This window comes from Amphritea japonica ATCC BAA-1530 (genome assembly GCF_016592435.1).
In the GTDB taxonomy this organism is placed as follows: Bacteria; Pseudomonadota; Gammaproteobacteria; order Pseudomonadales; family Balneatricaceae; genus Amphritea; species Amphritea japonica.
The window spans coordinates 1,316,213-1,342,157 of record NZ_AP014545.1 but is presented as its reverse complement, the minus strand read 5'-3'; the positions used below and the strand labels follow the sequence as shown (position 1 = coordinate 1,342,157).

The 25,945-nt window shown below is 46.7% G+C and carries 21 protein-coding genes; 8 read left to right on the top strand and 13 right to left on the bottom strand.

The window, feature by feature from the left end:
• Position 1 precedes the first annotated feature (1 nt).
• From AMJAP_RS06150 to AMJAP_RS06125, 6 genes are all read right to left on the bottom strand, one after another.
• A complete protein-coding gene (locus tag AMJAP_RS06150) occupies positions 2–1,432 on the bottom strand; it encodes a hypothetical protein (protein ID WP_083935304.1) in 1,431 nt (476 codons plus the stop codon).
• Between the two features lie 7 nt (positions 1,433–1,439).
• Positions 1,440–2,582, bottom strand: coding sequence for a hypothetical protein (locus AMJAP_RS06145; RefSeq protein WP_019621368.1), 1,143 nt, complete (start codon positions 2,580–2,582; stop codon positions 1,440–1,442).
• Positions 2,583–2,666: 84 nt separating this feature from the next.
• Positions 2,667–3,116 (bottom strand): hypothetical protein, encoded by a 450-nt coding sequence (locus AMJAP_RS06140; RefSeq protein ID WP_019621367.1) that lies wholly within the window; start codon positions 3,114–3,116, stop codon positions 2,667–2,669.
• A gap of 270 nt (positions 3,117–3,386) precedes the next feature.
• A complete protein-coding gene (locus tag AMJAP_RS06135; RefSeq protein ID WP_019621366.1) occupies positions 3,387–4,736 on the bottom strand; it encodes a sigma-54-dependent transcriptional regulator in 1,350 nt (449 codons plus the stop codon).
• Positions 4,737–6,020 carry a response regulator c-di-GMP phosphodiesterase, NosR family gene (locus tag AMJAP_RS06130; protein ID WP_019621365.1) on the bottom strand — a complete coding sequence of 428 codons (1,284 nt, stop codon included), beginning with the start codon at positions 6,018–6,020 and terminating at the stop codon, positions 4,737–4,739.
• An 11-nt stretch (positions 6,021–6,031) separates the two neighbouring features.
• A complete protein-coding gene (locus AMJAP_RS06125) occupies positions 6,032–6,613 on the bottom strand; it encodes a response regulator (RefSeq protein ID WP_019621364.1) in 582 nt (193 codons plus the stop codon).
• 92 nt (positions 6,614–6,705) lie between these two features.
• Between AMJAP_RS06125 and AMJAP_RS06120 the strand changes: the two genes are divergently transcribed.
• Positions 6,706–7,260 (top strand): heme NO-binding domain-containing protein, encoded by a 555-nt coding sequence (locus AMJAP_RS06120; RefSeq protein ID WP_019621363.1) that lies wholly within the window; start codon positions 6,706–6,708, stop codon positions 7,258–7,260.
• Positions 7,257–8,207, top strand: coding sequence for a sensor histidine kinase (locus tag AMJAP_RS06115; protein WP_019621362.1), 951 nt, complete (start codon positions 7,257–7,259; stop codon positions 8,205–8,207). Before AMJAP_RS06120 ends, AMJAP_RS06115 begins: the two co-directional genes overlap by 4 nt.
• On the opposite strand, the gene uvrB is transcribed toward AMJAP_RS06115, so the two are convergent.
• On the bottom strand, positions 8,202–10,214 hold the full coding sequence (gene uvrB / locus AMJAP_RS06110) for an excinuclease ABC subunit UvrB (RefSeq protein ID WP_019621361.1): 2,013 nt from the start codon (positions 10,212–10,214) through the stop codon (positions 8,202–8,204). The two genes, AMJAP_RS06115 and uvrB, sit on opposite strands and share 6 nt — an antisense overlap.
• 253 nt (positions 10,215–10,467) lie before the next feature.
• Here uvrB and AMJAP_RS06105 point away from each other — a divergent pair, with 253 nt between their 5' ends.
• From AMJAP_RS06105 to AMJAP_RS06085, 5 genes are all read left to right on the top strand, one after another.
• On the top strand, positions 10,468–11,649 hold the full coding sequence (locus AMJAP_RS06105; RefSeq protein ID WP_019621359.1) for a pyridoxal phosphate-dependent aminotransferase: 1,182 nt from the start codon (positions 10,468–10,470) through the stop codon (positions 11,647–11,649).
• Positions 11,650–11,872: 223 nt separating this feature from the next.
• On the top strand, positions 11,873–12,487 hold the full coding sequence (locus tag AMJAP_RS06100) for a TetR/AcrR family transcriptional regulator (RefSeq protein ID WP_019621358.1): 615 nt from the start codon (positions 11,873–11,875) through the stop codon (positions 12,485–12,487).
• A gap of 8 nt (positions 12,488–12,495) precedes the next feature.
• On the top strand, positions 12,496–13,569 hold the full coding sequence (locus AMJAP_RS06095; RefSeq protein ID WP_236588748.1) for an efflux RND transporter periplasmic adaptor subunit: 1,074 nt from the start codon (positions 12,496–12,498) through the stop codon (positions 13,567–13,569).
• A 3-nt stretch (positions 13,570–13,572) separates the two neighbouring features.
• The gene (locus tag AMJAP_RS06090) at positions 13,573–16,647 is read left to right on the top strand and encodes an efflux RND transporter permease subunit (RefSeq protein WP_019621356.1); all 3,075 of its coding nucleotides are present in this window, start codon (positions 13,573–13,575) and stop codon (positions 16,645–16,647) included.
• On the top strand, positions 16,644–17,939 hold the full coding sequence (locus tag AMJAP_RS06085) for a TolC family outer membrane protein (protein ID WP_019621355.1): 1,296 nt from the start codon (positions 16,644–16,646) through the stop codon (positions 17,937–17,939). The genes AMJAP_RS06090 and AMJAP_RS06085 overlap by 4 nt, the downstream gene beginning before the upstream one ends.
• Positions 17,940–18,040: 101 nt before the next feature.
• Here the strand turns inward: AMJAP_RS06085 and AMJAP_RS06080 are convergent, their stop codons facing one another.
• The gene (locus tag AMJAP_RS06080) at positions 18,041–18,784 is read right to left on the bottom strand and encodes an ABC transporter substrate-binding protein (protein WP_201356417.1); all 744 of its coding nucleotides are present in this window, start codon (positions 18,782–18,784) and stop codon (positions 18,041–18,043) included.
• 178 nt (positions 18,785–18,962) lie between these two features.
• Here AMJAP_RS06080 and AMJAP_RS06075 point away from each other — a divergent pair, with 178 nt between their 5' ends.
• Complete coding sequence (locus AMJAP_RS06075; protein ID WP_083935302.1) at positions 18,963–21,992, top strand: EAL domain-containing protein; 3,030 nt, start codon at positions 18,963–18,965, stop codon at positions 21,990–21,992.
• 44 nt (positions 21,993–22,036) lie between these two features.
• On the opposite strand, the gene AMJAP_RS06070 is transcribed toward AMJAP_RS06075, so the two are convergent.
• The 5 genes from AMJAP_RS06070 to AMJAP_RS06050 all read right to left on the bottom strand — a co-directional run bounded on the left by AMJAP_RS06070 (position 22,037) and on the right by AMJAP_RS06050 (position 25,919).
• Positions 22,037–22,834, bottom strand: coding sequence for a hypothetical protein (locus AMJAP_RS06070; protein ID WP_026340066.1), 798 nt, complete (start codon positions 22,832–22,834; stop codon positions 22,037–22,039).
• 279 nt (positions 22,835–23,113) lie between these two features.
• On the bottom strand, positions 23,114–23,755 hold the full coding sequence (locus tag AMJAP_RS06065; protein ID WP_019621351.1) for a hypothetical protein: 642 nt from the start codon (positions 23,753–23,755) through the stop codon (positions 23,114–23,116).
• Positions 23,752–24,318: a dCTP deaminase gene (dcd, locus tag AMJAP_RS06060; protein WP_019621350.1), complete on the bottom strand. Its 567-nt coding sequence runs from the start codon at positions 24,316–24,318 to the stop codon at positions 23,752–23,754. Before dcd ends, AMJAP_RS06065 begins: the two co-directional genes overlap by 4 nt.
• A 106-nt stretch (positions 24,319–24,424) precedes the next feature.
• Positions 24,425–25,237: an iron-sulfur cluster carrier protein ApbC gene (gene apbC, locus AMJAP_RS06055; protein ID WP_019621349.1), complete on the bottom strand. Its 813-nt coding sequence runs from the start codon at positions 25,235–25,237 to the stop codon at positions 24,425–24,427.
• A gap of 148 nt (positions 25,238–25,385) precedes the next feature.
• Positions 25,386–25,919, bottom strand: a complete 534-nt coding sequence (locus AMJAP_RS06050; protein ID WP_019621348.1) for a DUF3299 domain-containing protein — start codon at positions 25,917–25,919, stop codon at positions 25,386–25,388.
• Positions 25,920–25,945 lie beyond the last annotated feature (26 nt).

Sequence of the window (25,945 nt, the reverse complement as noted above, 5' to 3'; positions counted from 1 at the left end):
GCTAACTGCCCAACACTTTTGGCCGAATCATGATCAGAACTTCTGTCTCCTGAAGTAACTGTTGTTTCTGGCCAAACAGGTTGCCGACCACCGGCGCATCTTTCAATACAGGAAGCCCTTCTCCATCCCGTCGGGATTTCTTCTGTAACAACCCACCCAGTATCAGATAATCACCATCCCGGACATGCACAGTATTAGAGATAGAATGCGAAATAATACGCGGTACTCCCTGATCAGACTCCGTAAAATCACTCACTGACGCATCCACAATTTCCAGTTTCACCTGCCCGCCAGCCGCTATACGAGGTACTACTTTCATGTTTACGCCATAGGTTAACTCACGCCGGCGCCCTGTATCCCCGCCGTTAACAAAGGGTAGCCATACCGTATTCATAGATGAAAACACCGCTTCTTTTCCATCCAGAGTGACAATACTGGGCATCGCTTTAACCTGGGCTTCCCCCTGAGTGCGAAGAAAGTTTAGCGAATCAGAAAGCGTGCGCATGGGCAGAGCACCCAGTGTTAAAAGAGAGGAAACGGAGGGATCAGAATCAGGCTTGTAGCCATCCCATTCGGCAGTCCCTAAACGACGTAGCATTGAAGTATTAGGGTCCCGTCCATAACGGTTCCAGTCGACGCCTAGCAGCTCCATTGCGTCACTGCTGACTTCGACAATATGCATCTCCAGTAACAGCTGTCGCGGCTTACGATCATAGTTATCCAGATGACTCCGTATTTTACGCAGAGTGTCTGGCGTTGCTGTTATAGTCAGGTAATCCGCATTATTGTGAAGACTGATAAACTGCTGAAAATAAGGCGTCAGTGATACGGCTAAATCCGCCGGTTTGGTATGTCTTGGACGATAGTGACAACTAATCGCCAATTTATGAAAAACTGGAGAGTCGGGCCGGGCACTCCCGACTAAAATATGCCGTTCCATTTTTCGATATGAGATATCCCCGCCACTCAGCATAACCTCCAGGGCATCATCAAAACTAACACCGCTGATATTTACCGTAATCAATCCATCAACATTTTCACCAATCACAATTGGTACGCCGCTCATAACACTTACTTCCACCAGCGCATCACGCAGGGGCATCTCAAAAAAAGCCAGATCCAGTTTACGAAGATGATTAGTCTTCACTCCCCGGGGATGCGGTACACATTGGGCTCTTGGACGCTCAGGCACGGCGGCTGGCGGCTGCTTTTGCTCCAGACTCAGCTGTTGGCGATTAAAACGATACAATGCAGCCTGTTCAGGCGTTACTTCAGTCTGTAAACGCTGGCTAAGTGTGGGTTGTAACTCTGCCTGAGAGATTGCGGAGGGAGCATCGTCAATCTGTTGCTGTAAGCTGGCCTGGTTAATACAACCAGACAACCCGACGCAGATTATCAAGCCCCATATATGCTTCAGTATTCTGTTCATCATCGCACCCTCACAACTGAGTCGGTATCTCAAGCCACTCGACCTGCTCACCTCCTACAACCTGTGCCAGGTACTTAACGGGTTGAACATCACGCTCATCTTTGTATTTCTGATTTAGTATTGCCATACCCCGCTGACTGGGCTCCAGCTTTAATACTTCAGGGGTAAATCGATACTCGCTCAGGAGCCCCTGATCTGCAGTGGTAGGAAAGCGAACTTCAACCGCCTTATCCTGATTATTTACCAGCATCACCGATGTCGTCGCATAACCGCCACGCCTAACTTTCAGTACCGGATCACGCACCAAAGCGACCCCCTCAGGTAAAGCTTTTGTATCACCCTGCATACCTTTTGCCATCTCAGTCGTCACGCTCAGCGGGCTCCGCCAGGTTGGCTGGTGTCGGCCACCAAATCGGTTACGCACCATCGCCTGATAATTTCCCGCAGGTAATGATTTAGTCAGCAGCCCGAAGACTTCTACTTCTGCCCCAGGAAAGACCCTTGACGCTTCATCGCCTCTCTGCCAGGCCGACTGAGTTTTAAGTAAGACTCTCCCCAGCAATTTATTATCATCACTGCGTAGCTGTACTTTTGAGCTGAGTCGATAATCCCGATTTGAATTATTGATAAACCTGCCTGCGATATAAAACTCGCCATCCTGATCAATTAAACGCAAATCAGTGAAACTAGAGCTAATACGCGACTTTTTTCCCTCCACGCGAATATTAAGAATAACCGCGTAGCGCACATTCACTACGACACCTTGTGCATCTGGCGCGCGTGCTTCTTCCACCATCACTGCAGTGTGATAACTGCCATTGGCCCAAGGGGGAATAGTTACTTTGCCAGTCACTTCCACCGACTCATCTTTTTTCACACTAAACGTCGGATTATCCAGCAGCACCCAACTTGAAAGCTTTTCCTTATCACCATTAACCTCAACAAATCCCATATGACCAGTGAGTTGCTGCTCCATATCCCAGGTCGTTATTTTTACCTGACCCGCGGTTTTTCCGAATACCTGAAAACTGAAGTTTTCACTCACTCTGGGAGAGCTTTCCAACTCAATCATCATTGGTGATACAGCAAATTCGGCTGCAAAACTTCGCGCTGTGAACAACCACACAATCAGCAATACCCTGGAATATTTCATGCTAAGCCTCCTGCAAGCGACCTTAATTTCACCAAAGATTTACCAGAGATAAGTGGCGACCCGGAGGCCGCCTTACGGCCACTCTTATAACGCTGCAACAGTCAAAGTAATAACGGTTGAGTAGGCACCGGCTTTCTGAGCAGAAATAGCGCCAAGTGTGGCTGATGCGGCAACACTATGGGTGGCGTTGTGCACCGAGTCGGCTGTTGTATCAAAGGTAGTTCCGCCATCATCCATTGAGTAACTGGTTGAAACAGAGTCTGTACCATTACTCAGGTCACCACCTGAAAGACTAACCCGTACCTGAGCATTTGATTCCAGATTAAATGAATCGCTACCCGAATACACAGCACCGGCGGCACCATCGGTATCAGTTGTCGAAAGGACAAAATCGTCCAGTCCTGTCAACGCGGCATACTGGGAAACAGCCATACTGACTGTCGCGGAATCACTGTCCAGATTTGCCGCTAAGGCGTGACCACTGATCAGAGAAGAAACAACAGAAACAAGCAGAATTTTTTTGAACATTTTCATGGGAAGATCCCCCTAAGTTATTATTGTCTTGCAAACAGCAAGCTGACTGTCGCCGTTTACATACAAGACTATACATAACCTGTGCCAAGTAATTTTTATTCTTATATTTCATAAGGTTAAGGGATTTATACATTCAAAGAGGCGGTGACTGTTACAGAAGATTACGTATCACCTGTTACAGCTGTTACACCATTTGTTACACCAGAAAAGACTTTAAAACGGGCATAAAAAAGCCGCCTTAACAGGGCGGCTTAATGCAGGTGATAGTAGTCAATCAACAGCCAGCTCTTTCATACGCCGCCAGAGTGTCATGCGGCTAATTCCAAGCGATTCAGCCGTTGCTGTGCGGTTACCCTGGTGCTTATCCAATAATTGTTGCAGCTCAGTCACATCTAATTGCTGCAATGGCTTTAGACGATCAGCAGACTCTTCCTGCCGCTCCGAACAATCGATACAGAGGATGTGCTGCGGTAACAGATCGATATCAATTTCATCCTGACGCCTATCACACATAGCGGCAAGATACTGTGCCACGTTATATAGCTGACGAACGTTGCCGGGCCATGAGTACTCTTTCAACTGACTCTTCAACCGTTCAGTCAGGCCCATCTCTTCAGGCAACATTAGCTGATTAAGAAAGAAACGTAGTAACGGGATAACATCATTTGGTCGTTGCCGCAAAGGCGGAATATGTACAGGCAAAACCTCAAGACGATACTGAAGGTCTGGCCTGAATGCCCCGGTAGCGACTGCATCTTGAATAGACTGCGATGATGCAGATATTAATTGTACATCGAAACTATACTCTTGATTCCCGCCGACCGGTCGAAAACGCCGTTCCTGCAACACCCTGAGTAACTTCGCCTGCAATGCCAACGGCAGTGTCGTTACCTCATCAAGAAATAAAGTCCCTCCATCAGCTTCCTGCAAAAGCCCCGTCCGATCTTCTACAGCGCCGGTAAAAGCCCCCTTCCTGTGTCCGAACAATTCAGCTTCCATCATCTGATCGGTAAAATTAGCGCAATTTACGGCAACAAATGATTTATCTCGTCGATGGCTTTCAAAATGAATCGCCCGCGCCGCCAGCTCCTTGCCTGTACCGGTTTCACCCGACAGATTTATCGGCGCATTGGCATTAGAAAGGCGTGTCAGCTGCTGAAAGACCTCCAGCATTTTAGGCTCTTCACTCAACATGCCATGAAATAACACAGCAGGACTATTGCCTATTTTCTTAGAAACGTTCTGGATATTAAACAGCTGATCGACACTGTGCAGGAGCTGATGTTCATCCCAGGGTTTAGCGATAAACTGATGAATAATGCCTTGATTAAAGGCCTCGGTAATCTGATCAAAGTCCGCATAACCACTGACAATATAATGCTGCGCTGACAAACCCAGCGCTGAAATATCTCGCAACAGTTCAGTACCTAAAACCTCTGGCATCCGCTGATCACATATTATGAGCTCTGGTTTTTCCTGCTGCGCCAGTTGCAATGCGTCTTGCGCATCTGAGGTTGAAAAAACCTCTAACTTAAGTTTCTCAACACTAGGCCTTAATAATCGTTTCAAAGCCCGCAAAATAGCAGGATCATCATCAATCAACAGTATCTTTCCTGTCATTTAATCAACCTCCTGTCGCACAAACACTTCAAACTGTTCCTCAAGATTCAGCTCCATCTCTGACAGACGTGCTATAGCGGAGCTATCCAGCATCTGACCCGCCCCTAACAGCAGAACATCTTGTATTGTCAGTAGGTCACGACTGAGCACCATGCCGGGAACAAGCGCACTGGTCGTCAGACATTGCTCATGGGTTACTTCTCCTTCTGCAACTAACTGATCTATGACAGTACCCAAGAGCTCAACAATGTCAGCATTATATCGTTCGGCGGCGAACTCTTTCAGATAGGAAAACGCTTCATGGCTACTGTAGGGGCGTTTTTGATAGTGACCAGAGATCAGTTCTACATAATCATTAACAACGCAAAGCAACTGAGCACTGTAGCTAATTTGTTCCCCTTTAAGGCCCTTTGGATAACCCGAGCCATCCAGATACTCTTTATGCTGAACAATAATTTCACCCGCTGGAAACAGAGGAGCAACCAGTACAGTCGCAGCCTGTGCCCTTAGTGGATGCTGTTGAAACTGCCGCTGTTTGTTTGCCGCAAGTGTCACATAAGGCTGCTGTATCAGTTCATCTGCAAAGCTCAGCTTTCCGATGTTGCGCAACTGCCAGGCATAATAAAGCTGCTTTAAAGCCTTTCCGGTTAATGGCGTAAGTCGCGCAGTTCGAATCAAAAGACTATTGAGTTGCACGCCTTTATGGCTGTCTTGACCCAGGCGACGAGCAGTAATTGCAGAAAACATTCGCACCATGGAACGATAATTAGAGATAAGTTTAAGGTGGCTGGCTTCCAGTTGTTCTGTGCGCAGCTTAACTTTATCTTCTAATTCAGTATTCAGTGCCTCAAGCTCTTTCTTTTTCTTCTCTGTCAGTTGCTGTAAGACAGCGTTTTGCTCTCTCAGCTGAGCAAGCTCAAAACCCTTCTTTACCACTTTAAGAACATCTTCATCCTGCCAGGGTTTCATGAGGAAACGGCTAATTTTTCCTTTATTTATGGCATCAATAGTGCTCTGAGTATCTGAAAAGCCAGTCATGACAATGCGTTCAATCTCAGGCCAGCGCTCCGCTACCTTCTGCAAAAATACCTCTCCACTCATTTCCGGCATCCGCATATCACTGATAACAAGATCTACCGGTTGCTGCCCTAACAGTGCCAACCCATCTTCCGCTGATTCAGCCGTCATCACCCGACAGCGTAGAGGCCTGAGTAACCGTTTTAGCGAATTAAGCACCGCTTTTTCATCATCCACCAGCAATATAGAACGATCCGCATAATCCATAAATATATCCTTTATATGCCAACTGTTGGGTCTAACCATTCAGAGATAGTCTTGCGTAACTGAGCATTAGAAAATGGTTTTGACAAAACAGCATCGGCACCAATCGCAATAGCATGATCTAACTGCTGATCAGCCAACGCTGAAACAACTAAAATACGAATAGTCGAATTTTTCTGCTCATCTCTGATGTGCCTGATCACAGAAAAACCATCCATACCCGGCATGTTCAGATCCAGCACAACAATGGCTGGTTGAAGTTGCTGCAAAAGCAAACCGGCATGAAAGCCATCTGAAGCGCTGTATATCTTCTGATTTAATGGTTTCAATGCTCTGGTCATCGCTCGAATGACGGCAGGCTCATCATCAATCAGTAAAACATTCGCTGAAATGGAATTAACTTCCTGTTGTAATTGATCAGGTATCGGCATTCCGTTTTCTTTAAGAAAACCTATAAAATCAACTACCTGAATTCGATTATTCCCCCGTCCGGGAAGCTTGAATCCTTTAAGTTGCCCGCTGTTAATCCAACGTATAACCGTTCTCTGAGTTACATCTAGATAATTAGCGATGTCTCCGCTGGTAAGAGTTTTCATACAACCTAATCTCTTATTTGCATTAGACTCAGCATAGACTACATTTAAGACATATGTGACATTTGTGACATTTATTGTCAGGAGCAAACTTTATGAAGGGTGTTATTTTCAACATTCTCGAAGAACTGGTTGAACAACGCTGTGGTATGCAAACCTGGAATACCATTTTATCTGAGCTCGGTAATGAGGGCGTTTATACTGCAGGAAAAAGTTATCCCGATGAAGATCTAATGGCGTTAGTGGGTGCGGTTTCATCTAAACTGGAATTACCTGATGCTGAGGTGATCGGCTTGTTTGGACAGTATCTGTTCAGTCAGCTTGCGGATCGTTATCCCATTTTTATTGAGCAGGAAAACACGCTCCGCGGTTTTCTAAAAAGTGTCGATGAAGTGATTCATGTTGAAGTACGTAAACTTTACGAAAACCCCAACCTGCCAACCTTTGCATGCAAAGATATCGATGATCAGACACTGCTCATGGAATACCGGTCTCCACGCCAGCTCTGCATTCTCGCAGAAGGTCTGATTCGTGGCGCCGCCCTACACTACAAAACAGCCATCACGTTAGAACACCCACGCTGCCTGCATAAAGGTCATGATCATTGTGATTTAATCGTCCGGTTTAATACCTTAGGAGACGATGTATGAGCCAGGATACAGCCTATCAGGAAGCCTTCCGTCGAGAAAAGAAAGCCCGCCAGGCAGCAGAGCAACTGCTTGAAGATAAATCCAGAGAGCTTTTTAAGCTTAATAACGAGCTACTAAATACAAATAACAAACTTAAAGAACAACAAAGCCTGATGCTACGAAATGAAAAGCTTGCCACACTGGGAACTCTGTCGGCGGGTATTGCTCATGAGATTAACAATCCGCTGGCATTTGTTCTAAGCAATATGGAAAGCCTGCGCCACTATATTCATTCATATAATGCACTGTTGCAGCTCAGTCTCCAATGGCAGAACCAACAAAGCTTACCTTCAGCAGAATCAGATCAACTTCAGAGGCTTCTGGATGAGCAGGATCTGGTATTTATACAGGAAGATACGAAAGAGCTCTTTACCGATACGGAAGAAGGCCTGATACGACTGAGGGAAATTGTTCAGAATCTCCGTCACTTCTCTCACAGTCAGGACTCTGAAAGAGCCAAAGCCGATCTGGTAGCCGGCCTCAACAGCACATTAAAAATCCTCCAAAGTGAATTGAATGACCGTATCACCGTGAACTGTATGATCGATCCACTACCTTTAGCTGACTGCAACCCCGGCGAGTTAAATCAGGTCTTCCTAAACCTGTTAATCAACGCTAAACAAGCTTTGGAGAAAACCCAGAACCCGCAAATTTTTATCTCAGCCACCTCTCAGAATGATGAGATCATTATTCGTATCAAAGATAATGGGTGCGGCATGGATGAGCAGACCTGCAAAAAGGTTTTTGACCCTTTTTTCACAACTAAACCCGTTGGCCAGGGCACTGGGATGGGACTATCTATCGTCTACGGAATAATAACAGACCATAAAGGTGTAATCAGCGTCACAAGCGCTCAGGGTAAAGGAACTTGCTTTGAAATACGGCTGCCTGTATCAGGCACATCATAGGCCGCTGTGTTTAAGTTTTTCCAACTGATCCCGATAATGACCCGCCTTCTCAAACTCAAGATTCTTCGCCGCTTCATACATCTTATCTTCCAGACGACTCATCGTCTTAGCCAGTTCAGCTGAACTCAGTTTACGAGGATCAATCTCATATTCAGCAGCAGGCTCTGCCACTTTACGACCAGTTTTAGTTTTCCGCCCTGGAATCGCCGATGCACCTTCCATAATATCGGCAACCGATTTTTTAATACCAACAGGCACAATACCGTGCTTCTCGTTATGTAAAATCTGTGCCTCTCGGCGACGCTCGGTTTCGTCCATCGCCCTTTGCATCGAGCCGGTAATACGGTCAGCATAGAGAATAGCCCGACCATTAATATTTCGTGCCGCCCGGCCAATCGTTTGAATCATTGAAGTTTCTGAACGCAGGAAGCCCTCTTTGTCGGCATCCAGAATAGTAACCAGGCCAACTTCCGGCATATCGATACCTTCCCGCAACAGGTTAATACCGACTAATACATCGAACTCACCAATGCGCAGGTCACGAATAATTTCGACCCGTTCTACGGTATCAATATCAGAGTGCAGGTAACGCACCCGTACTCCATGTTCTGCTAAGTAATCAGTCAGATCTTCAGCCATACGCTTGGTCAGTACAGTTACAACCACCCGCTCTCCCCGGCCAGCAACCAGGTTTATCTCGCCGAGCAGGTCATCAACCTGGGTTTTGGCCGGGCGCACTTCGACAATAGGATCAAGCAAGCCGGTTGGCCGGACTAACTGTTCAACAACCTGTCCCGCCTGAGCGGCTTCATATTTCCCAGGCGTTGCCGAAACAAAAACCATTTGCGGCGCCTGAATCTCCCACTCTTCAAACTTCATCGGCCGATTATCCAGCGCCGAAGGCAGACGAAAACCATATTCCACCAAGGTTTCTTTACGCGAACGGTCACCTTTATACATCGCACCTAACTGAGGAATAGTGACATGGGATTCATCAATGACCACCAAGGCATCATCCGGCAGATAATCAAACAGTGTTGGTGGCGCGTTGCCCGGATCCCGTCCGGACAAATAGCGGGAGTAATTCTCGATTCCAGAGCAATATCCCAGCTCCATAATCATCTCAATATCATACAACGTTCGCTGTTCCAAACGCTGAGCCTCAACTAACTTGTCATGGTCCCGTAGCTGTTTGAGGCGGGCATGCAGCTCATCCTTAATCTTATCCACTGCCGCTACCAAGGTTTCTCTCGGCGTAACGTAATGTGATTTCGGATAGATAGTCGCTCTGGGCACCCGGCGCAGAACCTCTCCGGTCAAAGGATCAAAATAACTCAGGTTTTCAATTTCGTCGTCAAAGATCTCAATCCGCACTGCTTCTTTTTCAGACTCTGCAGGAAAAACATCAATCACATCACCACGCACTCGATAAGTGGCCCGATGCAACTCAACATCGTTGCGAGTGTACTGCAGTTCAGCCAACCGACGCAGAATCGCACGTTGATCTGCCTGATCACCCCGATCCAGGTGTAGCATCATCCCAAGATAGGCCTGAGGATCACCCAGTCCATAGATCGACGAAACAGTGGCGACTATAATCGCATCTTCGCGCTCCAACAACGCCTTAGTCGCCGACAGTCGCATCTGTTCAATATGTTCATTGATCGAAGCATCTTTATCGATGAAAGTATCTGATGAAGGAACATAAGCTTCAGGCTGATAATAGTCGTAATAAGATACGAAATACTCCACCGCGTTATTGGGGAAAAAATCGCGAAATTCACCATATAATTGCGCAGCCAGCGTTTTGTTATGCGCCAGTACAATGGTCGGGCGCTGCAATTCAGCAACCACATTAGCAATCGTAAAGGTTTTACCCGATCCGGTTACCCCAAGCAGGGTTTGAGACGCCAAACCGGCATGAATTCCCTTAACCAAACCATCGATAGCGGCTGGCTGGTCACCCGCAGGCTGAAACTTAGACTGAACCTGAAAACGCTGTTTCATAAGTGATCTGTACGACAAAAAAATGGAAGCGGACTATTATACCCGTATGAAATTTTTTCTGCTGACTGAATCTCACTATCAGCGTAAAACAACAGAAATCATAAAAAGTCGTAACTTTCTTGAAATAAATACGATTTTTATCACTTTTCATCAATGAAAGGGATTTTTACGCAACCCCATTTCCGGTATTATTTGCCGGTTGAATACACCGTGGCGCCACGCCACATTTTTTTCAGAGGAAATGGCTAGGACAATGCAACTCTCCGATCGCGTTAACAGCATTAAACCTTCCCCGACACTGGCAGTGACTAACCGTGCTGCTGAATTGCGGGCGGCAGGCAAAAACATTATCGGCCTGGGTGCCGGCGAACCTGATTTCGACACCCCTGACCATATTAAAAACGCTGCTATTGAAGCACTCAACAACGGTTTCACTAAATATACTGCTGTTGATGGCACACCGGCTCTGAAAAAAGCCATTATTGAGAAGTTCAAACGCGATAACGGCTTTGACTATGAAGCTAATCAGATTCTGGTGTCCTGCGGCGGTAAGCAGAGCTTTTTCAACCTGTCTCTGGCGTTACTGAATTCGGGTGATGAGGTAATTATCCCGGCGCCATACTGGGTTTCTTACCCCGACATGGTGCTGATGGGCGAAGGTGTACCGGTTATCGTAACAACCGCACAGGAAGCTCGCTTTAAAATCACAGCGGCTCAACTGGAAGAATCGATAACAGATAAAACCAAGTTATTGGTACTCAACAGCCCGTCGAATCCGACCGGTGTTGCGTACACAGAAGCAGAGCTGAAAGCGTTAGGCGATGTACTGGTAAAATACCCACAGGTGTTGGTTGCTACCGATGACATGTATGAGCATATCCTCTTTACGGATACGCCATTCATTAACATTCTAAATGTCTGTCCAGAGCTCTACGATCGTACTATCGTACTTAACGGTGTATCGAAAGCGTATTCGATGACAGGCTGGCGTATCGGCTACGCTGCGGGTCCTGCTAAGCTGATCGGCGCGATGAAGAAGATCCAGTCTCAAAGCACATCAAATCCTACGTCTATCTCCCAGGTAGCAGCACAAGCTGCACTGGAAGGCGATCAGGAGTGTGTGAAAGAGATGGTTCGGGCTTTCAAACAGCGTCATGACTTTGTATTAGAAAAGTTGAATGAAATCGAAGGGGTCGACTGTATCCCTGCCGATGGAACCTTCTATGCATTTCCAAGTTTCCAACAGGTCATCGACAGCAACGACAAATTTGCTAACGATATTGATCTTGCAGAGTTTCTGCTTCAGGAAGCTGGCGTTGCGCTGGTACCGGGTTCTGCTTTTGGTGCACCTGGCAATATGCGTCTGTCTTTCGCCACTTCCCTGGATATATTGGAAGATGCGATAAGCCGCATTAAAACCGCACTGGAAAAGTAAGAACGTCCATTGCTGAAAGCCGGGCTACGCCCGGCTTTTTTATGCCCTGTCCGGGACAACACCAACTTTAAGCCACTTAGATAGCAACATTTTCCCTTTCAGTACCAACCCGTAAAGGCAACCTTTACTCTTCTTTACAAATATTTCATCTAAATAACATTGGCATTTGATATAACTACGTCTAAAATGCGATCAAAGTTTTAAGACGACCGGTCTAATAGATATGAATCGCCCCAAAAGAAACGAACATAATCGGGAAAAAATCCTTGAAGTTGGTGAAGAGCTGTTTAGCCGCCAGGGATACCACGGAACAGGCCTGAAAGAGATACTGGATGCCTGTCAGGTTCCCAAAGGCTCTTTCTATAATTACTTTGAAAGTAAAGAGCAGTTTGCGGTCGAGGTTTTGGAATACCACCACCAGCAAGAAAACGCTAAGTGGAGCTCCCGAATTGAATCGATGCCTGGCAACCTGATGGAAAAATTCCACGAGTCTATTGAACTCTTTATCGCCGAATACGAGCAAGACCCGGAAACCTGTGGCTGCTTACTGACTAATATGATGGGTGAAATTGGCAATGCCAGCGACTCCTTCAGGATGACAATTCGTAACTCCTGTACCCGTGTTATTGATTGCATTGAAGAGGACTATCTATCAGCTCAAGCCGAGGGCAGCATGCGTAACGATGTTCCCGCCCGCCAGCTAGCTCAACTATTTTGGGATACCTGGCAAGGCGCTCTGTTACGCACCAAAGTTGAAGCTTCAGTAGCCCCTTTACGTGAAGTATCCCAGACACTCAATATCTTGTTCCAGCCTGTTGCTGCAACAGAATCTAAATAGTGGAAATTATGATGAAAACCAAACAAATTTTAACCCCTCTACTTTTTAGTCTTGCTATGCTCGGCAACCATGCAGCTACGGCTGAAGAACAACAGGCCCCTCAAGGGTTACCTGCAGAAGTCGTACATGTTCAAAGCCAAGAATTAATCCACTCCATTGAAGCTGTGGGTACTTTACGTGCAAATGAATCCATCATTCTTCGCCCTGAGCAGAGTGGTAAGATTCAACAAATTCTATTTTCCGAAGGTTCTCCTGTCGAAGAAGGTACAGAATTACTGGTATTAGAATCATCGCTATACCAGGCTGAATTACAGGCAGCAAAAGCCCGGGTTAGTCTTAGCCGTATCGCATATAAGCGTGCTGCCAGTCTGGTAAAAAAGAAAGTTGGCTCTCAACAGGATCTGGATTCAACCCTGGCTCAACTGCGTGTTGACCAGGCACAACAAGAACTGGCTCAAACCCGGCTGGATAAAATGACTATCAACGCACCATTTTCTGGTGTTATCGGCCTGCGTCAGGTTAGCCCTGGTGACTATGTCAATTCGGGACAGGATCTTGTCGAACTCACCGACATCAACTCTATGAAAGTTGAGTTCCGTATACCTGAGAATCAACTCACCAATATTCATACTGGCCAGCAAGTTGAGATCCAGGTCGACGCACTTAAAGGTGAATCCTTCACTGGTACTATCTACGCAATATCTCCGAGCGTAAATGAACGCGGCCACAATATTGCGGTACGTGCCAGGGTACCGAATAGAGGCAACCTTCTTCGACCCGGCCTTTTCGTACGCATTCAGGTTATTACGGGTTCTGATGATCAGGCATTAATGATTCCTGAAGAAGCAATCATTCCTCAAAACAACAACTTCTTTGTTATGAAAGTGATTGAAGGGAAAGTTGACATGGTCCCCGTTGAACTGGGCGTTCGTCAGAATGGTCAGGTTAATATTCTCACGGGGCTGAATGCTGATGAAGTTATCATTACCGCAGGCCATATTAAACTGTTCCCAGGAATGCCTGTAACCCCTATTTTTGTTGACGGCAGTGCTGAGCAAGCTGCACAACAGCCTGGAGCGTAAACGATGATCCTCTCCGAAATCAGCATTAAACGACCGGTACTGGCGACTGTAATGAGTCTGCTGGTGCTACTGATAGGTGCCGTCTCCTATGACCGCCTGACCGTGCGTGAATACCCAAAAATCGATGTTCCTGTTGTCACCGTAGAAACCAACTACCCTGGCGCCAGCGCTTCAATTATTGAAAGCCAGGTTACTCAGGTTATTGAGGACTCCCTATCTGGAATAGAAGGGATCGATTTCATCAGTTCTATTAGCCGCTCAGGTCAGAGCCAGATCACCGTAACCTTTAATTTAAACCGTGATCCGGATGATGCTGCCAGCGATGTTCGCGACCGTGTTGGTCGGGTTCGTGGTGCTCTGCCGGACGATGTCGACGAGCCGGTTACAGCCAAAACAGAAGCGGATGCGCAACCTATTTTCTGGTTAGCACTGTCATCAGACCGCCATAGCATGATGGAGATTTCCGATATTGCTGATCGCCTGGTCAAAGACCCACTACAAACCGTCAACGGTGTAGCCAGCGTTTTGATGTTTGGTGATCGTCGCTATGCGATGCGTATCTGGCTTGATCCTGCACGTATGGCCGCTTATGAAATCATTCCGCAAGATATTGAAGCTGCGTTAAGCAGCCAGAACATTGAGATCCCTGCGGGCCGTATTGAAAGTAAACAAAGAGAATTCAGCGTGCTATCACGCACTGACCTGAACAGTGTGGCACAGTTTGAAAACATCATTATTCGTAACGACAGCGGCTACCCTGTCCGCATTAAAGACATTGCCCGGGTAGAAATAGCACCGGAAGATGAACGCAAAAAATCCCGTTATAAAGGCGAACCTGCCGTTGCTCTGGGCGTTGTTAAGCAGTCAACCAGTAACCCCCTGGATGTATCCGAAGGCATCCAGGCACGCTTACCACAGATTGAAGCAGCACTGCCCGAAGGCGTAAAAGTTCAGCTTGCTTATGATTCTTCTATTTTTATTGCAGAATCGATTAAGTCAGTTTTCAGTACTATCCTGTTAGCTAGCCTACTGGTTGTATTAGTAATTTTCTTCTTCCTGCGAAACCTGCGCGCTACGCTGATTCCCGTTATCACTATTCCGCTGTCGCTAATCGGTGTATTTGCGATGATGCTGGGTATGGGGTTCAGCATTAACACCCTGACCCTGTTGGCAATGGTATTGGCAATTGGCCTGGTAGTTGATGATGCTATCGTCATGTTAGAGAACATTTATCGTCATGTTGAAAATGGACTTTCTCCTATCCAGGCAGCCTTCAAGGGCAGTAAAGAGATCGGCTTTGCCGTAATTGCCACCACCCTAACTCTGGTCGCAGTATTTGTACCTATCGCCTTTTCTGAAGGCAGAACCGGTAAACTGTTTACCGAATTTGCATTGACTCTGGCGGGTGCCGTCGTAGTTTCAACATTCATCGCTTTGTCGCTTTCCCCGATGATGTCTTCACGTTTATTACGGCATGAAACCAAACATAGCGCGATGTTTAACCTGATTGAGGGCTGGCTGCAAGGCTTAACTTCCGGCTATCAGTCGCTTCTCAATAAAGTACTCAAATCCCGCTTCCTCGCCATCATCATCATGCTAATCAGCATCGCTGGCAGTGGTTTCTTCTTTACCCAGTTACCACAAGAACTGGCGCCCATTGAAGACCGCGGCGATATTCTGGCGATGTCAGTCGCGCCGGATGGTTCTTCGGTTGATTATGTGGACCGCTATGCCCGCCAGGTTGAAGGGATGATTGGACAAGTGCCTGAGGGTGACCGTTACTTTACCATCGTGGGCTTTCCTACTGACACTAACTCAATGACCTTCCTCGGGCTGAAACGCTGGGAAGATCGGGCACGTAAGCAGCAATCAATCGCACAAGAACTTACCCCACAGCTCTTTGGTGGCGTTACCGGCACGATGTCTTTTGCAATGAATCCGCCCTCACTGGGTCAGGGCTTTATCTCTCGCCCCGTGGAATTCATTATCAAATCCAATACCGACTATGCCGAACTCAAAGGTATTGCCGACCAGTTGATGGGACGTATTCTTCAGAACCCTGGCTTTATTCAACCGGATGTCGATTTGAAACTTAATAAGCCCGAGCTGACTATCGATGTAAATCGCGATAAAGCATCAGAAATGGGGCTGGATATCAGCCTGATCGGACGCAGTATCGAAACGTTCATGGCCAGCCGACAGGTTACCCGCTTTAAACAGGACGGTGAGCAATACGATGTCATCCTGCAGGTTGAACCCGATCAGCGTCGTGACCCTAGCGACCTCAGCACGATCTACCTGCGAACTAATGACAATCAGATGGTACAGCTCAGTTCCGTTGTTGAAATCAACGAAAGCGTTGCACCCAAAGAACTTAACCATTTTGACAAGATGAAATCGGTGACATTCCAGGCAATCCTCGCTCCAGGTTACAGCGTGGGTGAAGCACTCGATTTTGTCGAGCAGCAGATGGCTGAAATCAGCCCGGAAACGTTATACGATTTCGGCGGCCAGTCCCGTGAATTTAAGTCATCCAGTAATAGCCTGATGTTCACTGCAATGCTGGCTGGGTTATTTACCTTCCTAGTACTGGCAGCTCAATTTGAAAGCTTCCGGAATCCACTTATTATTATGCTATCGGTTCCACCAGCACTCTTTGGTGGCTTGCTAGCGCTGTACTTCAGTGGTGGATCTTTAAGTATCTATAGCCAGATTGGATTAATCACTCTAATAGGCTTAGTGACCAAACACGGTATTCTTATTGTCGAGTTCGCCAACCAGCTGCAGGATCAAGGACGTGCAGTTCAAGATGCGATCATTGAAGCGGCCACCCTGCGACTTCGGCCAATTCTAATGACTACCGGTGCGACAGTACTGGGAGCGATTCCGCTCGCTGTTGCCTTTGGTGCGGGTGCTGAAAGTCGTCAGCAATTGGGCTGGGTTATCGTCGGCGGTATGACTTTTGGTACACTGCTGACATTGTTTGTAATACCTACTGTATACAGTTATCTTGGTAAGCGTCTGTTCAAACAGATAGAGCCGGATACTCAACTTATTGAACAAGGATCTGAGCAGTGAAAGTCACTAAACACACTCTGCTAGCCGCAGCGATCAGCTGCGCCCTGATAACATCACATGCTAGTGCTGCTGCGCTGACAGATATTTACCAGCAGGCTCTGAACCAGGACCCTCAATTGAAAGCTGCTGAAGCCGCTTCACTGGCTGGAGCAGAAGCTCTGCCTCAAAGCCGTGCTGGCTTATTGCCCAACATTGCACTAACAGGGAACACCACCTGGATTGAAGCGGAGAACGCAGACTACAACAATCACGGCTATACCGTGAGCCTGAGTCAGCCACTTTTTTCTGCTGCCGCCTGGTTTAACTACAAGCAAGGTATCTCTCAGTCTGAAGCCGCAAAATTACAGTTTGATCAGGCCCAGCAAAATCTTATTCTGCGTGTTGTTAACAACTACTTAAGCGTACTCCGGGCGCAAACGTCTCTGGAAACATCTCAGGCTCAGGAGCGTGCAATCAAGCGCCGGCTGGAACAGGTCAACGCCCAGTTTGAAGTAGGACTTATCGCTATTACAGATGTTCAGGAAGCACAGGCCTCCTTTGATAATGCCAAGGTTTCCCGCATTCTCGCAGAAGGTGACCTGGACAATAGTTTCCAAGCCCTCGAACGATTAACCGGACAACCTTTAAGTAATATTGACCCACTGGATAAAGACTATCCGGTTGAGAACATCTCTCCAATCGCGTCTAAAGCCTGGATAGAGAAAGCTCAGAGTGGCAACCTGTCACTAAAAGTAGCCCAAGCCAACACTGAAGCTGCTCGTAGACAAGCTCAGGCAGCCTCCAGTGGTCACCTGCCAACCCTTTCGCTTACCGCAAGTCATGATCGTGATAAAGGCACTTCGGTTAGTAATGACTGGGCGGAAACCAATCAAATTGGACTTACGCTCTCCATGCCGATCTTCTCTGGCGGAGCAACCAGCTCAACAAGTCGCCAGGCTGAATATGGCTTAACCCAGGCCCGCTTTACTCAGGACGATACTCTCAGAGGCGTTATTCAGGAGACCCGTAACCTGTTGAGAAATTTACAGACGAATGTTCTGAGTGTAGCCGCTCGCCAACAAAGTATTCTCTCCAGCGAGACAGCCCTTAAGGCAACAGAAGAGGGATTCAATGTCGGCACCCGAAATGTAGTTGATGTTTTACAGGCAGAGCAGCAGTTATATAGCTCTCAGCGCGACTATGCCAATGCCCGTTACGACTACATCCAGAATCTATTCAGCTTTAAACAGCAGTTAGGCACGCTAAACCCAGACGATCTGATAGGCTTGGATCAATGGTTATCGGCTAGATAACGGCTATAAAAAAGGCTGATACGTTCGTATCAGCCTTTCTCAAATATTTACTGCTAAGAACTCTGTTACATCAAAGCCAACACAAGAGCCTAAACTAGCAACTACTGGTGAACAACAATTTCACTCAAGCCATGCTTAGCAGCAAACTGATAAAGCTTGCCTGTTTTCTTCATTACCGCCAGAAAGTCATCAACCTCTTTCAACCATTCCAGCTCTCCTTTTGGCACAGCATACGCATAACCCGTTTTGGCAAAAGGCTGTTCAGGTGAAAGCAATACCGCCCATGAAGTGAGCGCTACCATTCTTTTCCCGTAAGGAAAGTCCGTCATAAACACATCAGCCCGGCCACTCATCACTTCCTGTTCACGGGCTTTAAAGCTATCAACCACAGAAACCTCCGCCTGCTTAAACCGTTCTTTAACGACCGGCTCCATATAAGTGCCTTTCTGAACGACAGCAATCACGCCATCCTGATCAATATCATCCCAACGCGCGATCTCTTCATTTTCTTTAGTACCTACCGCATAAATCCCACTAGCCAGATAGGGTTGAGAAAACTCCATATGGGGTTTACGGCTATCCCTGATACCCACACCATGCATGGCAATATCACAGGTATCGTTTTTAAGATTACTTGCCAATTTTGAGAAAGAACTTTCAACAAAATTTAGTTTGACGCCCAGACTATCAGCCAGCTCGTGAGCCATTTCAATGTCGACTCCTTCAAGCTGTTGAGTGCGGGGATTGCGATAACTGATGGCGAAATAACCCGGCCATATGCACACTTTAATCTCACCTGAAGTTTTAATCTTCTCACTACGCTCACTGGCAAAGGCGCTGTTCATTGAAGCAGCAAGCAGGGATAATATGATACAGAATGTGATTTTAAAGCAATTGGTCATGATACTGTTGTCCGAAATATCTGTCAGAGGTCAATTAACTTCGATACCTTCATTCATTTCAAGCCTTATTCTGAGATATGATCTGATTTAATCCGCTTCTTTGATGTGAGTTGTAATTTTTATGCACAGTAGTCTTCCAAAGAAGCCCCCCTCTTTCGCTAAATGGGTATACGGGGGCGTAATATGTACCATCCTTCTGATCGTCAGTGTGCTCTGGTTTAGTTTCACTCAGAGTATCGAAGAACGAAATGAGCGAGCAGCCCTCTATGCACGCATGATTGAAGGAACCATAACCAGGACTCTTGAAGGTCTTGAAATGAGTATGGTCTCGCTGTCCGACGATCTTGTTTCAGGCGACATGAGCTCTGAGCAACTTGCAAAAGGCCGGGAGCGGGCCCTTAAGATCCTTAAATTCGCCCCCCAGCTAAGACAGATTGTTATTATTAAAGATCAAGAAACGATCCTTGATACACGCAGGGAAGCGGCGCTCAATATAAATCTGAATATCCTCGGACTGCACGCAACAAGAAAGAGTTATTACTCTCTGGGCTTGATTATAGGTAATACTTTAAAGGGCCGTTTTTTACCCTTAGAAGGCACATTCCCAGGTGAAGCGAGCCGACGTTCACTCATACCCATCGCATTCGAATCAAAAGCCCTGGATGGAGAGAGAGTATTGATCGTTGCAGCTTTGAACCCCAATTATGTGCACCGATATATCTCAAACCTTCAACTTGAAACGAGTGACAGCGTTTATCTGACGGACCTTACAGGCAATGTTCTGCTTCAAAAAGGCCTCTATGGGCCCAATCAAAAGTATGTATTGCCGCAACTAAATGACGTTTTAATCAGTGATGCCGATGAAAGCAGAACCCATAACTTCGCATTTGCTACTATTCCCGCCAGTACAACAGCGATCAGGTTACTCACAAAATACCCTCTGGCTGTGTCGATAGTCGTTAGCCATCAAGGATCGTTATTATTCTGGATCAAACAGAAACAAAACCTGCTGTTAGTCCTGCTTGCTTCAGTGATCACTTTGATAACAGGAGCGCTACTTCTGGTTCGCAGCGGCCGGAGAGCACTAAAAATGCAGGAAGAAGTTCACCTGCTCTCTGAAGTCGTCGAACACAGTCCTACCGTTATTGTTATCACCGATCCCGGCGGCAGTATTGAATACGTTAACAAACATTTCGAAACGGTCACCGGCTATACCAAAGCCGAAGTGATTGGCCTTAACCCGCGTATTCTTAAGTCTGGCGAGACCTCCGACAAAGAATACATTGCGATGTGGCAGATCCTGACAGCCGGAGAAACCTGGCACGGTGAGTTTCACAACCAGCATAAAGATGGTTCGCTTTACTGGGAAAGGGCTTCCATCGGCCCGTTGATTAGCGATGCTGGCGAAGTCACCCATTACATTGCGTTGAAACAACCAATAACAGAAGAAAAAGAAGCACAAGAAAAGCTCAGGTTAGCGTCAGATGTATTCAGTGTTGCGGCTGAAGGTATCATGGTTACCGATCAACTCAACCGAATCCAGATGGTTAACAAAGCCTTCGAGCTGATAACCGGCTTTAAGGAATTCGAAGTCCTGGGGAAAACACCCGCACTGCTAAAATCTGAGAAGCACCCTCCTGGTTTTTATGCTGAGATTTTCACTCAACTTAATAAAAATCACAGCTGGGAAGGCGAAATCTGGAACCAGCGTAAAAATGGTGAGCTCTATCCTCAATGGCTGATGATCTCATCCCGCTTTAACCCCGAGGGGAAGCTAGAAGGCTATGTTGCCCTGTTCAGTGACATCACTAAACGCAAGCATGACGAAGCGGTCATCATTCATCAGGCAAATTATGACAGTCTCACAGGACTCCCTAACCGGCACCTGTTCGAAGACCGGCTGAAACAGGCTCTCGCCTTTTCAGAAAGAGGTAAAACAAGCACCGCCTTGCTTTATATTGACCTGGATCGATTTAAATATGTAAACGACACCTTTGGCCATTTTGCTGGCGACCTTTTACTAAAACAGGTCTCTGAAAGACTCATAGGCTGTGTTCGTAAAACCGATACCATCGCCCGGCTTGGGGGTGATGAATTCGCCGTTATTGCGCAAGAACTGGACAACCTCTCAACAATAGAAAAAATTGCACACAGTATACTGACATCTCTTGCCAAGCCCTTTGTTCTTGAGGGTAACGAAGCTTATATATCCTGCAGCATTGGTATCGCCATCTACCCTGAAAATGGAAAAACCACCGAAAGGCTCGTGCTCAATGCCGATAATGCGATGTACAAAGCAAAAGCTAAAGGGCGCAACACCCACGAATACTTCAACAAAGCTCTCAACAAAGATTCAACGCATCGCAGTATGCTCGAGCAGGATATCTATAAAGCACTTAAAAGGAATGAGTTTTATCTGTTATATCAGCCGATCTGGTCTATCGATGGACAAAAAATTGAGTCAGTCGAGGCGTTAATCCGCTGGTTACATCCTGAACGTGGAACTGTCTACCCTCTCGAATTCATCCCTCTGGCAGAGGAATCCGCACTGATTCACAGTATTGGTGAATGGGTTATCTCTGAAGCCTGCGAGTTTGCAAAGCGCCTGAGCCTTAAAGCAACAGTAGCACCCAAAGTTTGTATCAACATATCAAGTTCGCAGTTTCTCAGAGGCAACATGGTTGAACTACTCAGCCAGGAATTATCTAAGCACGAGCTTGAAGGCTCTTCATTAGTCATCGAGATAACCGAAAGCATTCTTCTGTTAGATCAGGACAATATCTACGCACAACTTGAGACGATCGTTTCACAGGGTATAGATATCGCTGTGGATGATTTTGGCACCGGTTATTCATCACTCAGCTATTTAAAAAAGTACCCTGTGCAGCGATTAAAAATCGACAAATCCTTTATCGATGATCTCGAAGAGAATAAGGAAGACCAGGCTCTGGTATCAGGAATCCTCTCATTAGCCAGTTCTCTATCGTTGAAAACAGTCGTCGAAGGGGTAGAAACTCAAGCGCAGTTAGAACTGTTACGCCAGTATGGCTCACCTATGATACAAGGCTATCTGTTAGCTAAGCCAATGACAGAAGACCTGTTAATCACGCTATTAGCCGAAAAAGCACCAAAGCACAGCTCTGACACTTAAGCCTTCAATCTCTGCCATAGCGATATCAGGCTATTAGTCATTTTTTAATGGATAAGTGGTGCTGAAGCATCTTCCGGCAGCAACGGGTGTCCACTACTGTCACTGCCTAATAAGCCTTGCTCTACTGCCAACTCCAGCAACTGTGATATCAGCATCTGTGTCAGATGAGCGCTGATAATCATCCCGGCGGGAGCATCGCCTTCGAACATGTCATGATCGACGATACCATCAGCCCGCAATCCTAGTAATAATGGATTTTCAGCCACCAGTGGCGCAATATCATCCGGCGCAAATATAGAGTGCTCAGATGCGACTTGCACCGCAAGCGCATAGGCATTTGGCTGCTCTGCTGATAATAGTTCTAAGTAAGCTGACTCTGCACCGTTCATTAATTGTGTCAAATGGCTAACGCCAGGTGCTGTCAGGTTTTCACGGGCCGTATCAGACTCGCCGTAATCAATGTCAGTTACTGCAGGCTCAGTGAGTTTTAGCTCTTCAGCATCCAGTATCAGTCGCCCCTCTTCATCCAGCATTAACCAACGATGCTCCAGCGCCACATCAATCAGGCCTTCCATCATTGCAGCCGCTATATTGGCGCTAATAATCGTGCCAACACTCGGATTTTCACGTTCTTTCTCAGAAGCAATAAGATTACCACTGCGCGCAGCCAGTAACGTTGGGTCTTCAGCCACAATGGGGGCCAGCTTATCAGCGCTCAGATACAGTCGCTCATTACAAAGCTTCTCTGCCAGCGTATAAGGAAACTGTCCGGCATCCTGTTCCATCATCATCAGATAATCGGCTCTTACCTGTTCAATCAATGTGGTTAATATCTGACTCATAGCAATCTCCAAACTAAAGCCTGCGGCTCGTTCCATATAATGTTAGCTGAACAACCCTGAAAACGGCCAATATATTGCTTCTATTAATGTTTGGCTAATCTCAGCCGAAGCAGTACTCAGAGGCGGGTATCTTCAGAGTGGAAATAGATCCCAGACCTCCAGAAAGATAGGCAATAAGAGGAAGGATCATGATTAGTCAGATACAGTTATGCACCTTGACTGGCGAAGAAGATGAAGAGGGCAGCATCTATATTTTATCTGATAACTAAAGCCGTCTGATCAATGATAGGTTAGCCCTATCGGGTTGATCTGATTACGCTGCTGATCAAAGCAGTTGCGTAATTCAGATAACGGCTGCAAAGCAAAGTCTACCGGATCTACCGGTAGCGCGTACCAGTCCAGGGTGGTCACCCGGGTCATAAGGTCGTATTCGCCGATTAAAGCATCCAGATATATCATCACCGCTTCTATACGCGGCTCCATATCTAGTGAGGCGGGCAGATCCTGCATATAGATATCGAGATGATAGCGACCATCCTCTATCCGATAGCCAAACCAGAACTCTTCCAGTTCGAACTGCTCATCACCGAAATTCACCGCCGCTGGAACAGGGTCATATCGATGATTGAATGCCACAAAGCTTATACCACCAATATCAGGGGCAGCACCCACCAGACTTAATACGGCGTTAATCGATTCAGGGTAACCATCACAGCCGAAGATCATCTCCACACAGCCTTCCCCTTCATCTCTTTCGAAATGAAAAGTCAGGTTGGAATCAATGCTTCTCAGACTTTTACTGTATTCGAGTAACAGCGATTCATTATCGAATTGATTTTCTGACTCGCTGGTCAACAACTTATCAATCGTCTGTTCGACCTGTTGCCAGAAGCTAAGAATTTTTTTGCGAGCTTCTATCATGTGCGGGGAACAACCACTCCGGTTTGTCCCTGATATTTTCCATCACGATCTTTGTATGAAGTTTCGCAGACTTCATCAGCCCCCAAAAACAACATCTGAGCAACGCCTTCGTTGGCATATATTTTTGCTGGCAATGGCGTCGTATTGGAAAATTCCAGGGTCACATGACCTTCCCATTCAGGCTCTAATGGCGTCACATTAACGATAATGCCACAACGAGCATAGGTGCTCTTACCCAGACAAATTGTCAGAACATCGCGAGGAATACGGAAGTATTCAACCGTACGCGCCAGAGCAAAGGAGTTCGGCGGGATAATGCAGACATCAGATTTAACATCAACAAAGCTGCCATCGTCGAAATTCTTCGGATCAACAATCGATGAATTGATATTGGTAAAAATTTTGAATTCATCAGCACAACGGACATCATAACCGTAACTGGAAGTACCGTAGGAGATTAGCCGCTCTTCATTACGGCGACGTACCTGACCCGGTTCAAACGGTTCGATCATGCCCTGTTCAATTGAAGTACGGCGAATCCAGCTGTCTGATTTGATACCCATCGTTTCAGTTCCAGTTTAATGTTGTTTTTGCGGTCGCACATAATATCTTTTTTGCCAATAAAAAGCCGCATTTTTACAAAAAAAATGCGGCTTCGGTTTTTAGATATTAATCCGTGCTGATAGATATATTCGGCATCGCCGTCTTCTGTTCGCCGCGAGCTTTTAACCCCTCTGCCAACTGGCGGGCGATCGAACGATAGATCTCAGACTCAGCACCCTGAGGATCCGCTACCAGCGTAGGTTTTCCGCTATCTACCGCCTCACGAATAGCCAGTTTAAGCGGCAGCTGACCCACTAAAGGCGCCTCATAGGTGCGGGACAGCTCTTCCCCCCCCCCGTTACCAAAGATCGCTTCAGTATGGCCACAGTTGCTACAAATATGCACACTCATGTTCTCAACAATACCCAACACAGGGATATCAACTTTACGGAACATTTCAATCCCCTTACGGGCATCTAACAGTGCGATATCCTGAGGAGTTGTGACAATCACAGCACCACTCACCGGCACCTTCTGAGAAATCGTCAGCTGTATATCACCTGTACCTGGCGGCATATCCACAAACAAGTAATCCAGATCACTCCAATCAGTCTGTGTGATCAGCTGCTGCAACGCACCACTGGCCATAGGTCCACGCCAAACCATCGGCTGGGAATCATCTATCAGGAAGGCGATCGACATCACCTCTATCCCATGTGCAATAACCGGTTTCATCGAGTTTTCGCCGGTTGGCTCGGGCCGGGTTGACTGAGCAACACCTAACATCGTCCCCATACTCGGACCATAAATATCCGCATCCAGAATACCGACACGGTAACCTTCAGCGGCCATAGCCAACGCAAGATTTACCGTCGTTGTCGACTTACCCACACCCCCTTTACCGGATGCAACCGCAACAATGTTCTTAATATTTTGCATCAGAATAACACCTTAGCTCGTAGCTCATTTATGCAATATAAGGATAAAAATAATAACCAACTAATATGGTAAGGTATTATGCATAAAATCCAAACATTGTGCCATCTGAATCAAACCTCAAGCCAGGATAAGCTCAATAACAGGAGACTCACTTGTCATAGGGTTCGATCATAAAGGCCTCTACTTTATAACCTGCTGTACCTAAATCATGTGCAACTCTCATCACACTGAGTTTTCCCGTAATCCAAACCGCATCATATAGATTTTCGACGTTTGTTCCCGGCTCAAAGGTAACATGCAGCATCTGATTGGAGGGCGGTGGTGGAACATGGATACAAGCCCCGAAGTAAGGCACCAGGAAAAACTCCGTTACCTTTAAACCCTCTTCAACCAAGGGCACAACAAAACCAGGAATCCGGATCATCTGACCATCCATCTCCTGCACTACCGGTGCAGAGCTTAAGGCCTCCATCATCGCTTTAAGTTTTATCTCCGCCATGGGGTCATAGTCATCCAGTGAGCCAAACTGACTGGTATCAAATACCGCTTCTGGATAATAATCCGCAGGCATCAACACACCCCAGTCGATCTCCTCAACTTCCTCACCGTTAACGGTTTCACCTTGGGCTGGAATCACAGAAGACAGTATCAGGATCAAACAGATAGAAAATAGTTTACGCATAACACTCTTACATATATTGGGATCAG